Here is a 13,021-nt window from a genome sequence, read left to right on the forward strand (position 1 = left end):
TCTCGGGCAAACGGGCGGCGGGAGGAGCCCACATCGTTGCTATACAGCGAGAAGCGCATCACCCACTCGTCACGCGAACGCTCCCAGGAAAGCGGTGAGTCCCTTGGCCCTGCCCCAAAGCGTCCGGGTCGTCTCCGGTTCATCCGGATCAGCAGTGCGCTCCGCCACACGGCACGCCACCGGAATGGCCACCCTCGCTCCCGGCCTCCAGGTGCTCGCCGCGGACGACGACTTCTTCCGTCACTTCGGAGGCTCCTCGGCCGAGCTCTGCGGCCGCCATCTGTTCGAGCTGCTGCACCCCAGCGCACCGGCCGTGCTGCGGGAACACTTCTCACGGCTGCACGACGGACGGCGTACCCGCTTCACCGAGCGCGTCGTGGGATACCGCTCACAGGACCATGTGTTCTCGGGCGAACTGACGGGCACCGCGATCCAGAACCGGTCCCACCGGCTGTCGGGCGTCGTCGTGCTGATCAAGCCGGATGACGCGCGGTTTGATGACGCACGGCCCGTCCGGCGCATCCTGCTGTCGCCCCTGGAGGCGCGGATACTCGAGGGGGTGGCCGTCGGGGACTCGGCACAGGCGATGGCCGGGAAGCTCTATCTGAGCAGGCAGGGCGTGGAGTACCACGTGGGATCGATGCTGCGGAAGCTGAAGGCGCCCAACCGGGCCGCGCTGGTCTCGCGTGCGTTCGCGGCGGGGATGCTGACCGTGGGCACCTGGCCCGCCAGGGTGCTGCCGGACTTCGTGAAGTAGTGCCGCTCCGAGGGGCGTTCCGGGCCCGTTCGGGGCATGTGGCGTCCGCGGCCGGGCGGTTGCTCAGTAGGCTGGCACGGCTATGCACTTCTCCCCCTCCGAGTGGCGCGCGGCCCGGCGGCACCCCCGGGCCCGGCTCGCGCGTGGTGTGCTCTCCGCTCTGGTGGCGGTCGGCGTGGCCCTGGGCGTGGCCGACTGCGCGCCCCCGGCCGAGCCGCACGACGGCGGCGCGGCGCCCACGCTGTCCGCGCCCACCAGCGCCTCCCCGCTGTGGCCGGACTACACCCCGTCGCCCACACCCGAGTCCGGGAAGCCCACCCCCGCCTTCGTCCGCTATCTGCCCGTCGAGAAGGTCCGGGTGCCCAGCGGCGGGGTGACCGCGCTGTCCGCGAAGACGCTGCTGGAGCGCGACCCCAACGTTCCGGCCTTCGTCCAGATGTCGATCGACTCGTGTCCGCGCTCGTACTGTCCGATGCGGGCGCCGGTGCACCGCGATCTGACCGGGGACGGCCGGGACGAACTGGTGGTGGCGGTCGATCTGCCGAAGGTCGACCGGACGCTGTTGCAGGTCTACTGGGCGTCGCGGAAGACGGTCCGCCCGATCCTGGTCTTCTGGGGGCCGCTGGGGCTCGCCGGTGACACCTACGGCCGCGATCTGCTCGTCACCGCGACCGGTGACGCGGGCCGCTACACCACCCGTTTCCGCTGGAACGGCGAGGTGATGGCGGCCGTCACACCGGATGGCGCCACCAGCCGGCCGGAGGACCGGGTCCCCGGCGGCATCGCCGGACCGGACATCGGACTGGGCCCGGACGCCGTCACCGGCAACGGCACGAGCACGGATACGAGGACGGATACGAGGACGACGCCATGACCCCCGCCTTCCCCCCCACCGGCTCCTCCCCCGCATCCGGGTCCGCGACCGAGGCGCGCCTTCTGCTCGTCGAGGACGACGAGGTCATCCGCAATACGGTGCGGATGGCCCTGGAGCGGTACGGCTTCACCATGCACACCGCGGGCGACGGCCTCACCGGGCTGGAGGTCTTCCGCGAGGTGCGGCCCGATCTGCTGCTGCTGGACATCATGCTGCCCGAGCTGGACGGCATCGGACTGTGCCGCCGCGTCCGGGAGTTCAGCCTCGCCCCCATCCTGATGATGTCCGCCCGGGGCGAGTCCCTGGACATCGTCTCCGGTCTGGAGGCGGGTGCCGACGACTACGTGGTCAAGCCGTGCGAGAGCGCGGTCCTGGTGGCCCGGATCCGTTCGCTGCTGCGCCGCGCCTCGTTCACCCCGGTCACCCGGGTGGACGCGGCCGCCCCGGCGGACGGCACGGACCCCGGGGGTGAGCCGGGCGCCCTGGTCTTCGGCGATCTGACCATCGACACCCGGGGCATGGAGGTACTGCGCGCGGGCCGGCCGCTCGCGCTGACCCCGACCGAGCTGCGGATGCTGCTGGAGTTCGCGGGTTCACCCGGCGTCGTCCTGGAGCGCCGGACACTGCTCAGCCGGGTCTGGGACCACGCGTGGCGGGGCGACACCCGGGTGGTGGACCTCCATGTGCAGCGGCTGCGGGCCAAGATCGGTGCCGAGCGGATCGAAACGGTCCGTGGCTTCGGCTACAAGCTGCGGCGCTGACCATGGCTCTGCGATGGCGAATCGCCGCGCTGGTGGCGGCGGCCACCTGCGCCGTCGCGGCGGCGGTCGGGGTGCTGGTGCACCACGCCTCACGGGACCGCGAACTGTCCCAGGCGCGCGACACCGCCCGGACCACCCTCGACCGGGCCGCGCTCATCTACGCCCGCACCGGCGGCGTCCAGGGCTCCGGCGCCGTCATGGACGCGCCGGGGCTGCCCGGCGGTCTGCGGCGGCTGGTCGAACGGGGCCATCAGGGCACCCAGTTCACCGGCGGACCGGGCGGGCCCGCGATGTGGGCGGCCCGGCCCGCCCCGGACGGCCAAGTGCTCTCCGTGCACGTCGACATGAACACCCCCATGCGGGACATCGGCGCGCTGGACACCAACATCGTCCTGGCCGGTCTGGTGACCACCGCCGTGGTGCTGCCGCTGGGGGTGGTGACCGCCGAGCGGATGAGCCGCAGACTGCGGACCGCGGCGGCCACCGCGCGCCGGATCGCCGCCGGTGACCTGGACGCCCGGATCTCGGCCGACCCGCGTCCCCATGACGAGATCGCCGAGATCTCCGGGGCCGTGGACTCGATGGCCGCGGCGCTCCAGGAACGGCTGCGCGGGGAGCAGCGGTTCACCGCCGATGTGGCGCATGAACTGCGCACCCCGCTGATGGGCCTGGTGACCGCCGCCGAACTGCTGCCCCCCGGTGAGGCGGCCGGTTATGTACGGGACCGGGTGCGGGTGCTGAGCACCCTGGTCGAGGATCTGCTCGAGATCTCACGGCTGGACGCGGGGGCGGAGGAGGCCGATCTGTCGCCCTGCCCCCTCGGGCCCGTGCTGGAGGAGGCGATCGCCCGTACGGGGCTGTTCGCCCAGCTGCTCACCCCCGGGGACGACGACGGTGACCGCACCGCGGACGCGGGGAGCGGCGCGACGGTGTGCACCGACCCCCGCCGTCTGGAGCGCATCGTGGCCAACCTCGTGGTCAACGCCCATCGGCACGGCCGGGAACCGGTCGAGGTGACGGTGGCCGCGGACGGCAGGACGGTGACCGTACGGGACCACGGCTCCGGCTTCCCGGACGATCTGCTGGAGAAGGGCCCGCAGCGGTTCCGTACCGGGGTCCGGGAGCGCGGCCGCGGCCATGGCCTGGGGCTGACCATCGCGGTCGGCCAGGCCCGGGTGATCGGCGCGGCGCTGGAGTTCGGCAACGCGCCGAACGGCGGCGCGGTCGCCACGCTCCGGCTGCCCGAGGGCCCGGTCGACCGGCCGATACACGACTGATACACGATCGAGCGGCAGTTGAGGGGCGGCCGATCACGGCCCGAGAACTCGTGGTGCGGATCCGAAGATCTTCCCTCGGAAGGATGGCGGCGGCCCGCCGCGCACCCCGTGCGGCGGGATCGACGGAGGTGCTCCCGGTATGACAGGTCCGCTGACGGCTCTACGCGCACGGCGCTCGCCGGACCAGGCGGAGGCGCGCGAGGAGACGCGGACGGCGGGTGCCGGGCGGCCGAGACGGTCGCGGCGGAAGCGGCCGGTGCGGCGGACCGGGATACGCCGCTTCTTCACCTGGCGGAGGGTGCTCGCCTACGTCGTCTCCCTGCTCGCCCTGCTCATCGCGGCGTTCACGGTGCTCTACTACGCCATCGACATCCCCCGGGCCAATGCCCAGGCGAAGGCGCAGAGCAATGTCTACAGGTTCAGCGACGGTACGATCCTGGCCCGCACGGGCGAGATCAACCGGGAGACGGTGCCCCTCAGCCAGGTGCCCAAGCCGGTGCAGCGCGCCTTTGTCGCGGCCGAGAACAAGTCCTTCTACCAGGACTCGGGCGTCGATCCGATGGGTGTGCTGCGCGGCCTGGTCAACACGGTGGCCGGGAAGGGCACACAGGGCGGTTCGACCATCACCCAGCAGTACGTCAAGAACTACTACCTGAGCCAGGAACAGACGGTCACCCGCAAGATCAAGGAGCTGGTGATCTCGCTCAAGGTGGACCAGCGCAACGCCAAGGACGACATCCTCGCCGGATATCTGAACACCAGCTACTTCGGGCGGGTCGCCTACGGGATCCAGGCCGCGGCCCGCGCATACTACGACAAGGAGGTCGGTGACCTCACGGTCGAGGAGGGTGCCTATCTGGCGGCTCTGGTGCAGGCCCCCAGCCAGTACGACTGGGCGGTGGCGAGCCCGAAGGGCAGGCGGCTGGTCGTCCAGCGCTGGAACTACGTGCTCAACAACATGGTCGGGACGGGCTGGCTGGACCGGGCGAAGCGGCAGCGGATGCGCTTCCCCATGCCGGTCGCGCCCAAGCCCGCCCCGGGGCTCGGCGGCCAGGCCGGATATCTGGTCGACACGGCCCGCAACGAGCTGATCGCGTCGGGGGTGAGCGAGCAGGAACTCGCCGCCGGAGGCTGGACGATCACGCTCAACATCGATCGCGCCAAGCAGCGGGCGCTGGAGAAGTCCATGGCGCCGGCGCTCGGGAAGCCCGGCAGCAGCGGCGAACCGCGCGGGAACGCGGCGAACACCCAGGGCGGCGCGGTCTCGATGGACCCCCGGAACGGCCGGATCCTGGCGCTCTACGGCGGCCGGGACTACACCAAGCACTACATGAACAACGCCACCCGCGGCGACTACCAGGTGGGCCCGGTCTTCGAACCGGTGTCCCTCGCCGCGGTGCTGGAGGGCGAACGGCGTGCGGATACCCGCCCCGGATCACCGGCCACGGTGCGCCGCACCGCCGGCGACCTCGGCATGGACACCGAGGGCGAGGGCTTCCGGTCCCCACAATCGCTGCGGCTGGGGCTGATGGGGGCCAGTCCGCTCCGGATGGCCGGGGTCTACGCCTCGCTCGACCACCACGGCAAGCAGGTCACCCCGTCGCTGGTGAAGTCCGCCCAGCGCGGTGACGAGCGGGCGGAGCTGCCGCGGGCGGTGGGCGACCAGGCCGTCGAGCGGGCAACGGCCGACGCGGTCACCGGCACGCTGACCGATGGCGACGGGCCGCCCGCGGCGCGCGCCGTCAAGCGGCCCGTCGCGGGCAGCGCCGGGGTCTCCGACGACAAGAAAGCGTCCTGGTTCATCGGCTACACCCCCGAACTGGTCACCTCGATGGCCCTGTTCGGCGAGAACGGCACCACACGAAAGCAGATCAGGCTGGCGGACCCCGGCACCGAGCGGGTGGCCTCGCTGTGGAGCTCCTACACCGAGGAGGCCCTGCGCGAGACCCCGTCGTCCGGGTTCGACCTCGGCCCCGAGACGGGGACGGTGGTGCCAACGTCCCCGCCGGAGGCCACCGGTACGCTACCGCCCGGCGAGGGCGGCGGCGGTGACGGCGAGGACCAGGCCGCCCAGTAGCGAGGCCAGCAGCAGACGGCGGCGCAGCGCGCGGTAGACCTCCTGGTACTCGGCCCGGAGTTCTTCGCAGCGCCGCGCCACCTGCCGCAGGTTCTGCTCGGTGACGGTCAGCTGGTCCTGGACGTAGAGGCGTTCGACCTCCGCCCGCTGGGCGGAGGTCAGCCAGTCCAGCCGCCCGGTGAAGCGGCGGGCCCGCTCCCGGGCGGTGTCCCGTTCCCGGTGGAGCAGCAGATAGCCCTCGATGCGGTTGATCCCGGCGGTGACGCCCCCGGGCCCGGTGGCTCCGGCCGTGCTCACGCCGTGATCTCCGTCCGGTCGATGTCGGGGTGGTGGAGGTCGAAGGCGGGGGACTCGGAGCGGATCTTGGGCAGTACGGTGAAGTTGTGGCGCGGCGGCGGGCAGGAGGTGACCCACTCCAGCGAACGGCCGTAGCCCCACGGGTCGTCGGTCCCGACCGTCTCACCGTGCTTGGCCGTTTTCCAGATGTTGTAGAGGAACGGCAGGATCGACAGGCCGAGCACAAAGGAGCTGACGGTGGAGAGGGTGTTGAGGGTGGTGAATCCGTCGGCGGCCAGATAGTCGGGGATCCTGCGGAGCATTCCTTCCGCGCCCAGCCAGTGCTGGACCAGGAAGGTGCCGTGGAAGCCGAGGAAGAGCGTCCAGAAGGTGATTTTGCCGAGGCGTTCGTCCAGCATCTTGCCGGTGAACTTGGGCCACCAGAAGTGGAATCCGGCGAACATCGCGAACACCACGGTGCCGAAGATGACGTAGTGGAAATGGGCGACCACAAAATAGGTGTCGGAGACGTGGAAGTCCAAGGGGGCCGAGGCGAGGATGACACCGGTAAGTCCGCCGAAGACGAAGGTGATGAGGAAGCCCATGGCCCACAGCATGGGCGTCTCGAAGCTCAGCGATCCCTTCCACATGGTGCCGATCCAGTTGAAGAACTTGATACCGGTCGGAACCGCGATCAGAAGGGTCATGAAGGAGAAGAAGGGCAGCAGTACCCCGCCCGTCACATACATGTGGTGCGCCCAGACCGTCACCGACAGACCGGCGATCGAGATCGTCGCGGCGATCAGCGAGATGTAACCGAACATCGGCTTGCGGGAGAAGACCGGAATGATCTCGGAAATGATCCCGAAGAACGGCAACGCGATGATGTACACCTCTGGATGGCCGAAGAACCAGAAGAGGTGCTGCCAGAGCAGTGCCCCGCCGTTGGCCGCGTCGAAGATGTGCGCCCCGAATTTTCGGTCCGCCTCCAGGGCGAACAGGGCGGCAGCCAGCACCGGGAAGGCCAGCAGTACCAGCACGCCGGTGAGCAGGACGTTCCAGGTGAAGATCGGCATCCGGAACATCGTCATACCGGGAGCGCGCATGCAGATGATCGTGGTGATGAAGTTGACGGCACCGAGGATCGTGCCGAAGCCGGAGAAGGCCAGACCCATGATCCACATGTCCGCGCCCACACCTGGCGAGCGGACCGCGTCCGACAGCGGGGAGTAGGCGAACCAGCCGAAGTCGGCCGCGCCCTGCGGGGTGAGGAACCCGCCCACCGCGATCAGCGAACCAAACAAGTACAGCCAGTACGCGAACATGTTCAGCCGTGGGAACGCCACATCGGGCGCACCTATCTGCAACGGCATGATCCAGTTGGCGAAGCCCGCGAACAGCGGGGTGGCGAACATCAGCAGCATGATCGTGCCATGCATGGTGAACGCCTGGTTGAACTGCTCGTTGGACATCAGTTGCAGACCGGGACGGGCCAGTTCGGCGCGCATCAACAGCGCCATGACCCCGGCCACGCAGAAGAAGCCGAACGAGGTGACGAGATAGAGGGTGCCGATCGTCTTGTGGTCGGTGGTGGTCAGCCACCGGACGACCGTGGCCCCGGGCCGGGCGCGGCGCGCCGGGGTGGCCTCCGGCGGCGCCGCGACAACAGTGCTGTGACTCATGTCCGGTAGGTGTCCGGCACCGCTTGGATCGTCACCGTCGGGGCCGCCGAAGTCTTCTTTTCCGGGGGTGTGATGATCGGGGCTGTGCCGGACACCTACCGATCATGAGCACCGACGAAGCCTTCGACGCCGCCTATCGCGAGCACTACTGGGCGGTCAGCCGCTTCGTGGCACGGCGTCTCGACGACCGGACGGTGGATGTCGAGGAGGTGGTCGCCGAGGTCTTCGCGGTGGCCTGGCGGCGCCGTGGTGAACTGCCCGAAAGCCCCCTGCCGTGGCTGTACGGGGTGGCCCGGCACACTCTGGCCAACACCGTACGCGGCCGGGGTCGTTATCGCAGACTGCTGGCCAAGCTGGGCCATCACGAGATGACCCGTGGGCAGCGCACGGTGCCGAGCCCCGACGCGGAGCGGCCGGGCTCCTGGGTGCTGGAGGCGCTGGCCCGGCTCGGCGAGGCCGACCAGGAGGTACTGCGGCTGTCGGCCTGGGAGGAGCTGTCCGTCGAGGAGTTGAGCATCGCGCTGGGGTGCGGCCGGTCGGCGGCGGCCATGCGGCTGCACCGGGCGCGGCGGCGGCTGCGGACAGAGATCGATCGGCTGCGGCGGAGCGACCCGGTCGCACAGGGGTGCGCGGGCGGGACGGCGGGCAGGACGGCGAGCGACAAGGACGGACGGCCATGACCGATGAACTGGAACTCCTGCGCGGCGCCGACCCCGTGTCCGCGGAGACCGGGCCCTGGCGGGACCGTCCGCTGGACGCCCGGGCCGAACTGCTGCTGACGCGGCTGCCCGCCCGGGAGCGGCGGCGCCGTACCGTCCGGCGTACGGTGCTCGCCGTCGCGGGCGCGGCGGCGGCCACCGCCGTCGCCCTCGCACTGACCGTCTCGGGCGGCGGCTCCACCCCCGCGGTGGCCGTGCCCCGCCCGCTGGTGGCGCACGCCTCCCGTGCCGACGTACCGCTGGCGGAGATCGCCCGGCGGGCGCGCGCGGCGGCCGAGGCCGCCCCGGGCAGGAGTGTGCGGGGCAGCCATGTGCAGACCTGGTCGATGGGGATGGAGACGGGCAAGGGCGCGCGGCCGCCGGTGACGACGCCCGTGGAGTCGCTGACCACGTGGAACGCGGACGGCAGCGGCACCCTGCTCCAGGTGGCCACCGATCCGCGCCACCCGGGCCGTCCGGTCATCGACGGCGGTCCGCCGCCGCGTACCGTCCACGACGGCAAGGTGCTGAACCGGGAGCACTATCCGAAGGGCACCTACGGAGCCAACCAGGAATACGTCGAGGCCCCTCCGGCCGGTGTTTCCGAGCTGCGCGCCTATCTCGCCGCGTGGCTGCCCGGGGCGGACAAGGACCCGGTGTCGCTGCTCTCGGCCATCGAGTCGTTCCAGACGGTGTGGACACCGGGCCCGCGCCAGATCGCGGACATCGCCACCCTGCTGTCGCGGCTGGAGGGGCGGATGCACCCGGCGGGCCGGGTCACCGACCGGCTGGGGCGGGAGGGGCAGGGGTTCCGGATGTCCGGCATCAACGGCGGCCGGTATCTGGTCGTCCTGGACCCGGACGACGGACGGCTGCTGGACCTCGAGCTGACGGCCACCCGGGCCGAACCCGACTTCCAGCTCAAGGCGGGCTCGGTGATGTCGTACACGGCCTGGCGGGGCTGATCCGCACCCGGCTATGCACCGGGCGCGGCCGGGGTCAGCTGCCGTCCGGCTGGCAGTGCGGGCACCAGGCGCTGGTGCGTCCCGCGATCCGGCCGCGGCGCAGCGGACGGCCGCAGCGCGGGCAGTGCGGATCGGGGTCGTCGCGGTGGCCGGTGAGCCAGCCGGACCGGGCGGGCACCTGCCCCGCCCGTACGGAGGTGCGCAGCACCTGGCGCATCGCGGTGTGCAGCCGTCGGCGCTCGTCCGGGTCCAGCGCGGCAGCGCGGTGTCTGGGGTGGATCCGGGCCCGCCACAGGATCTCGTCACCGAGCAGATTGCCGAGTCCGGCGACGACGGACTGGTCGATCAGGGTGGCCTTGACGCTGCCGCGCCGGTCCGCCAGCCGTTCGTCGAGTCCGGCCCGGTCCAGGGTGAGGGCGTCGGGCCCCTGGGGGCCGAGGACGCGGTCGATGTCGGCGTCGGTCGCTGCGAGCCAGATGCCGCGCAGCTTGCGCTGGTCCTCGTAGCCGAGGCGGTGGCCGTCGTCGAGGGTGAGGGCGACCCGCTCGAACCGGCCGGGCGCTGCGTCGCCCTCGGCGCAGACGAGCCGTCCGGTCATCCCGAAGTGCAGCAGCAGCGTGGGTCCGTCGGTGGGGGCGATCAGCCACTTGCCGTGCCGCCGGGGCGCGGCGAAGCGGCGGCCCTCCAGCTCGCGCCGCAGCCGCCCCGGGGCGACGTCGTGCAGCACACCCGGGTCGGCCACGTCGACGCGCTCGACGCGGCGGTCCTGTGCGCAGGAGGCCAGCGTGTGCCGGAACCCCTCGACATCGGGCAGCTCGGGCATAGCGCCAGACTACGATCGGGCTCCGCCGTCCGCATGTGCGCGCCCGGGGGACGCAGGTCAGCCCAGCTCGTCCAGGGCACGGGCCCACCACTCGGTACGGCCCTGCCACAGGCGTCCGTTCCGGCTCCGCTCCACGACGGACCGCAGGGCCTCCTCCGTCCCGAGGGTCTCGCGGCCCGCGATCTCCCGCACGATGACGGCCGTGGCCAGCAGCCCGTGCCAGCCGCCCGACGCCAGATGGCCGAGGGCGGACAGAAGGTCGGACGGGGCGTCCCGGCGGGTGGACTCCACCAGGGGGCGCAGCCAGCGGGCCCAGCGGTCGTAGCCGCTCTCGCCGGGCGGTTCGGCCTCCGCGAGGAACGGTGCCAGCGCCGCGGCGAGCCGCTCCACATAGCCGTCCGGGGCGTCCGGCGCCCAGGGGTACTCCGCGGTGAAGTGCTCCCAGCCGGCCTCCACTTCCGCTCCCGCCATCGGCAGCCACCAGGAACCGGCCGGGCGCAGTGCGTCGACACCGGTGAGCACACAGGTGTCCCGCATCAGGTCGTAGGTGAGCGTGGTGTGCTCGGCCAGCAGCACCGCGTCGTAGAGGTCCTTGCCCTGGGGATAGGCGTCGCTGACGATCCACAGCAGCTTCCAGGCCAGCGAGAGTTCGGGGGTGGCCGCGAGGAGGCGGCAGCCGGGACCGGCGCCGAGGGGTGGCAGCGCGGTGCGGACGGGCGGTGCGGGAAGCACCTCCTCGAAGACGAGGTCGAGCTGGACGGTGCCGCCGGGGGTGCCCGGTGCCGTCCAGGGCAGCAGCATCCGGCGGCCAGCGGCCCGCTCGTAGGTCCAGATGTCCTCGGTCACCCGGCCCGCGGCGTCGATCCGCACCGCGCCACCGGCGCGGGCGGCCGCCTCGGCGTCGCGGGCGATCCCGTCGAACAGGTCGGCCGTGCGGGGGTCGGCCATCGCCCAGTCCCGCGGGACGACAACGAAGTCCAGGTCCCCCGGATCGCGGGCGGCGTCCCCGAACCAAGTGGCCATCAGCACACTGCCGCGCAGCACCAGATGGTCCGCCCAGGGGCCGTCGGCGAGCGCGGCGAGCACGGTGTCCAGCACGGTGCGCCGGGCCCGGTGCCAGGCGCGCGCCGACGGCTCGTCGGCGAAGCGCGGCTCACCGGCCCGGAAGGCGCGGCCGAGCTGTTTCAGTGCCGGGTCGAAGACCGCCGTACTGTTCATCCCCTCCGGGGTCGGCAGCAGGGTGCGCGGAAGGTCGTGCCGGTGGCGCACGGAGTCGTCCAGCGGGGTGTGGGGGATCTCGGGAGCGTCGCTGTGGCGCATCGCCTCCCAGGTGGCTTCGGGCTCCCGGGCGGCTTCCGGCTCCCGCGACGAGGTCATGGTGTGGGCTCCTCGGTGATCCAGCCGTCGTCCAGGCCGAGGTTGGTGTCGTGGAGGACGAACTCCCGTTCCGCCTCGAGAAGTTGGAGCGCGGCGGTGTGCAGTGTCCCGAGCAGGGCGGACAGCCGCCGCTCGGCGGTGGCACGGCCGACGCCGTGGCACCGCTGGGTGATGAACCGCTCCTGCCGTCCGTCGTCACGGAACCGGCGGGCGTTCCACGAGACATGGGCGCCGTGCGGTACGGCGAGGCGCTCCAGGGGCGCCCGGTCCTGCTCCGCCGGCAGCAGCAGTTTGATGTGGTGTTCGAAGTAGCGGCCGGGACCGTGGGCGGCGGCGGCCGTGTCGTCCCGGGGGACACCCGCCGCCCAGGGGGCGGCCTCGGTCTTGATCCGGACCGGCCGGAAGCCGTCCGCCGCCAGTTCGGCCGCGACCCGGGCCGCGTTCTCGCGCCAGACCGTGGCCGGTCCGTCGCCGCGGAGGTTCAGCATGGGCTGGGAGGGCGTACGGCCGCGGGCGAGCACGATGTGCGTGAAGCCGAACCCGCGCGCCGCCGCCCAGGCTGCCAGCCGGTCGGTGGCGTGGGGCGGGCAGGCCACGGTGACATGGGTTTCCAGCGCGCCGTGCACCTCGGGAGGCGCGGATATCGGACCGGGGACGGCGGAAGCGGTGGACATCAGGGGGTGGGGACCTCGGAGAGCGCGGGAGCCGCGCCGCCGAACTCCTCGACCGCCCCCGCGACGATGGCCTCCAGCCGGGTGTGGTGGGCGCCGCGCCAGTAGACGCGCTCACAGGCGGTGCAGCGGGCGAAGACGTCATAGGTGCGCCGGGTGCCGTGCTCCAGCTGTTCCCGGACCGTCTCCTTGTCGGCGTCCTCCAGCGGCCCGTTGCACGCGGTACAGCGGGTCCACGGGGCGAGGCGCGGGGTGAACCGGCCGAGTACGTCGCGCAGTTGCTCATCGGGACGGTCGCTGTAGACGTACGCCCCGGCCCACAGCTCACGCCTGCGCAGTAGCCCCCGGTCGCGGGAGAGCATCACCCGGCGCTGGGCGGCGGAGAGCGTGGCGAGCGCCGGGTCGCCGATGTCCTCGCTCTCGTACGCGGCGTCGACACCCAGCAGCCGCAGCCGCCGCGCGAGGGTGCCCAGGTGCACATCGAGCAGGAAGCGCAGCGGGGCGCCCGGCACCCGCTGGGGCCGGACCACCGGGCGCACCTCGACGGTCTCCCCCGCGCGCGGCACATGCGACACCGGGGTCTCCCGGCCGTCCACGAGCAGTGCGCCGACCTCGGTGAGCGGGACCCCGACCGACTCGACCACATGCCCGAGGGTGGAGGCTCCGTCGGTGACGAGGGCCGTGCGTCCGCGGCGCCGTTCCGGCACGGCGAAAAACCGCAGTTCAGGGGCGAGGCTGAGATGGATCTCCGGTCCGTTCACACCGCCAGCATGCCAGGCGCGG

General features: G+C 72.1%; 13 protein-coding genes. 7 read left to right on the forward strand and 6 right to left on the reverse strand.

Translation table 11 applies throughout. The features are described from left to right. Positions 1-184 precede the first annotated feature (184 nt). From HUT19_RS03845 to HUT19_RS03865, 5 genes are all read left to right on the forward strand, one after another. Complete coding sequence (locus HUT19_RS03845) at positions 185-757, forward strand: LuxR C-terminal-related transcriptional regulator (RefSeq protein ID WP_176179071.1); 573 nt, start codon at positions 185-187, stop codon at positions 755-757. Between the two features lie 82 nt (positions 758-839). Further along, positions 840-1,631 carry a hypothetical protein gene (locus tag HUT19_RS03850; protein ID WP_176179072.1) on the forward strand — a complete coding sequence of 264 codons (792 nt, stop codon included), beginning with the start codon at positions 840-842 and terminating at the stop codon, positions 1,629-1,631. Beyond that, positions 1,628-2,392: a two-component system response regulator CseB gene (gene cseB, locus HUT19_RS03855; RefSeq protein WP_176179073.1), complete on the forward strand. Its 765-nt coding sequence runs from the start codon at positions 1,628-1,630 to the stop codon at positions 2,390-2,392. Before HUT19_RS03850 ends, cseB begins: the two co-directional genes overlap by 4 nt. Positions 2,393-2,394: 2 nt before the next feature. Next, the gene (locus tag HUT19_RS03860) at positions 2,395-3,669 is read left to right on the forward strand and encodes a HAMP domain-containing sensor histidine kinase (RefSeq protein ID WP_176179074.1); all 1,275 of its coding nucleotides are present in this window, start codon (positions 2,395-2,397) and stop codon (positions 3,667-3,669) included. Positions 3,670-3,808: 139 nt separating this feature from the next. Continuing rightward, positions 3,809-5,746, forward strand: a complete 1,938-nt coding sequence (locus HUT19_RS03865; RefSeq protein WP_176179075.1) for a transglycosylase domain-containing protein — start codon at positions 3,809-3,811, stop codon at positions 5,744-5,746. Here HUT19_RS03865 and HUT19_RS03870 read toward each other — a convergent pair. Next, positions 5,693-6,043: a hypothetical protein gene (locus tag HUT19_RS03870; RefSeq protein ID WP_176179076.1), complete on the reverse strand. Its 351-nt coding sequence runs from the start codon at positions 6,041-6,043 to the stop codon at positions 5,693-5,695. The two genes, HUT19_RS03865 and HUT19_RS03870, sit on opposite strands and share 54 nt — an antisense overlap. Then, on the reverse strand, positions 6,040-7,704 hold the full coding sequence (gene ctaD, locus HUT19_RS03875) for a cytochrome c oxidase subunit I (RefSeq protein ID WP_176179077.1): 1,665 nt from the start codon (positions 7,702-7,704) through the stop codon (positions 6,040-6,042). The genes HUT19_RS03870 and ctaD overlap by 4 nt, the downstream gene beginning before the upstream one ends. Positions 7,705-7,808: 104 nt before the next feature. Here ctaD and HUT19_RS03880 point away from each other — a divergent pair, with 104 nt between their 5' ends. Then, on the forward strand, positions 7,809-8,384 hold the full coding sequence (locus tag HUT19_RS03880) for an RNA polymerase sigma factor (protein WP_176179078.1): 576 nt from the start codon (positions 7,809-7,811) through the stop codon (positions 8,382-8,384). Then, positions 8,381-9,367 carry a CU044_5270 family protein gene (locus HUT19_RS03885; RefSeq protein ID WP_176179079.1) on the forward strand — a complete coding sequence of 329 codons (987 nt, stop codon included), beginning with the start codon at positions 8,381-8,383 and terminating at the stop codon, positions 9,365-9,367. The genes HUT19_RS03880 and HUT19_RS03885 overlap by 4 nt, the downstream gene beginning before the upstream one ends. Before the next feature lie 34 nt (positions 9,368-9,401). Here HUT19_RS03885 and HUT19_RS03890 read toward each other — a convergent pair whose 3' ends face one another. The 4 genes from HUT19_RS03890 to HUT19_RS03905 are packed head-to-tail and all read right to left on the reverse strand — an operon-like array spanning position 9,402 to position 12,999. Continuing rightward, positions 9,402-10,190 (reverse strand): Fpg/Nei family DNA glycosylase, encoded by a 789-nt coding sequence (locus tag HUT19_RS03890; RefSeq protein ID WP_176179080.1) that lies wholly within the window; start codon positions 10,188-10,190, stop codon positions 9,402-9,404. Positions 10,191-10,247: 57 nt separating this feature from the next. Further along, positions 10,248-11,567, reverse strand: coding sequence for a nucleotidyl transferase AbiEii/AbiGii toxin family protein (locus tag HUT19_RS03895; protein ID WP_254885424.1), 1,320 nt, complete (start codon positions 11,565-11,567; stop codon positions 10,248-10,250). Continuing rightward, a complete protein-coding gene (locus HUT19_RS03900; protein WP_176179081.1) occupies positions 11,564-12,241 on the reverse strand; it encodes a hypothetical protein in 678 nt (225 codons plus the stop codon). The genes HUT19_RS03895 and HUT19_RS03900 overlap by 4 nt, the downstream gene beginning before the upstream one ends. Further along, positions 12,241-12,999, reverse strand: a complete 759-nt coding sequence (locus HUT19_RS03905) for a Mut7-C RNAse domain-containing protein (RefSeq protein WP_176179082.1) — start codon at positions 12,997-12,999, stop codon at positions 12,241-12,243. Before HUT19_RS03905 ends, HUT19_RS03900 begins: the two co-directional genes overlap by 1 nt. Positions 13,000-13,021 lie beyond the last annotated feature (22 nt).

This window comes from Streptomyces sp. NA02950 (assembly GCF_013364155.1).
In the GTDB taxonomy this organism is placed as follows: domain Bacteria; phylum Actinomycetota; class Actinomycetes; order Streptomycetales; family Streptomycetaceae; genus Streptomyces.

Coding starts and splice junctions, on each gene's coding strand:
- HUT19_RS03845 (WP_176179071.1), top strand. CDS start 185: ATGGCCACCCTCGCTCCCGGCCTCCAGGTGCTCGCCGCGGACGACGAC.
- HUT19_RS03850 (WP_176179072.1), top strand. CDS start 840: ATGCACTTCTCCCCCTCCGAGTGGCGCGCGGCCCGGCGGCACCCCCGG.
- cseB (WP_176179073.1), top strand. CDS start 1,628: ATGACCCCCGCCTTCCCCCCCACCGGCTCCTCCCCCGCATCCGGGTCC.
- HUT19_RS03860 (WP_176179074.1), top strand. CDS start 2,395: ATGGCTCTGCGATGGCGAATCGCCGCGCTGGTGGCGGCGGCCACCTGC.
- HUT19_RS03865 (WP_176179075.1), top strand. CDS start 3,809: ATGACAGGTCCGCTGACGGCTCTACGCGCACGGCGCTCGCCGGACCAG.
- ctaD (WP_176179077.1), bottom strand. CDS start 7,704: ATGAGTCACAGCACTGTTGTCGCGGCGCCGCCGGAGGCCACCCCGGCG.
- HUT19_RS03880 (WP_176179078.1), top strand. CDS start 7,809: ATGAGCACCGACGAAGCCTTCGACGCCGCCTATCGCGAGCACTACTGG.
- HUT19_RS03885 (WP_176179079.1), top strand. CDS start 8,381: ATGACCGATGAACTGGAACTCCTGCGCGGCGCCGACCCCGTGTCCGCG.
- HUT19_RS03890 (WP_176179080.1), bottom strand. CDS start 10,190: ATGCCCGAGCTGCCCGATGTCGAGGGGTTCCGGCACACGCTGGCCTCC.
- HUT19_RS03895 (WP_254885424.1), bottom strand. CDS start 11,567: ATGACCTCGTCGCGGGAGCCGGAAGCCGCCCGGGAGCCCGAAGCCACC.
- HUT19_RS03900 (WP_176179081.1), bottom strand. CDS start 12,241: ATGTCCACCGCTTCCGCCGTCCCCGGTCCGATATCCGCGCCTCCCGAG.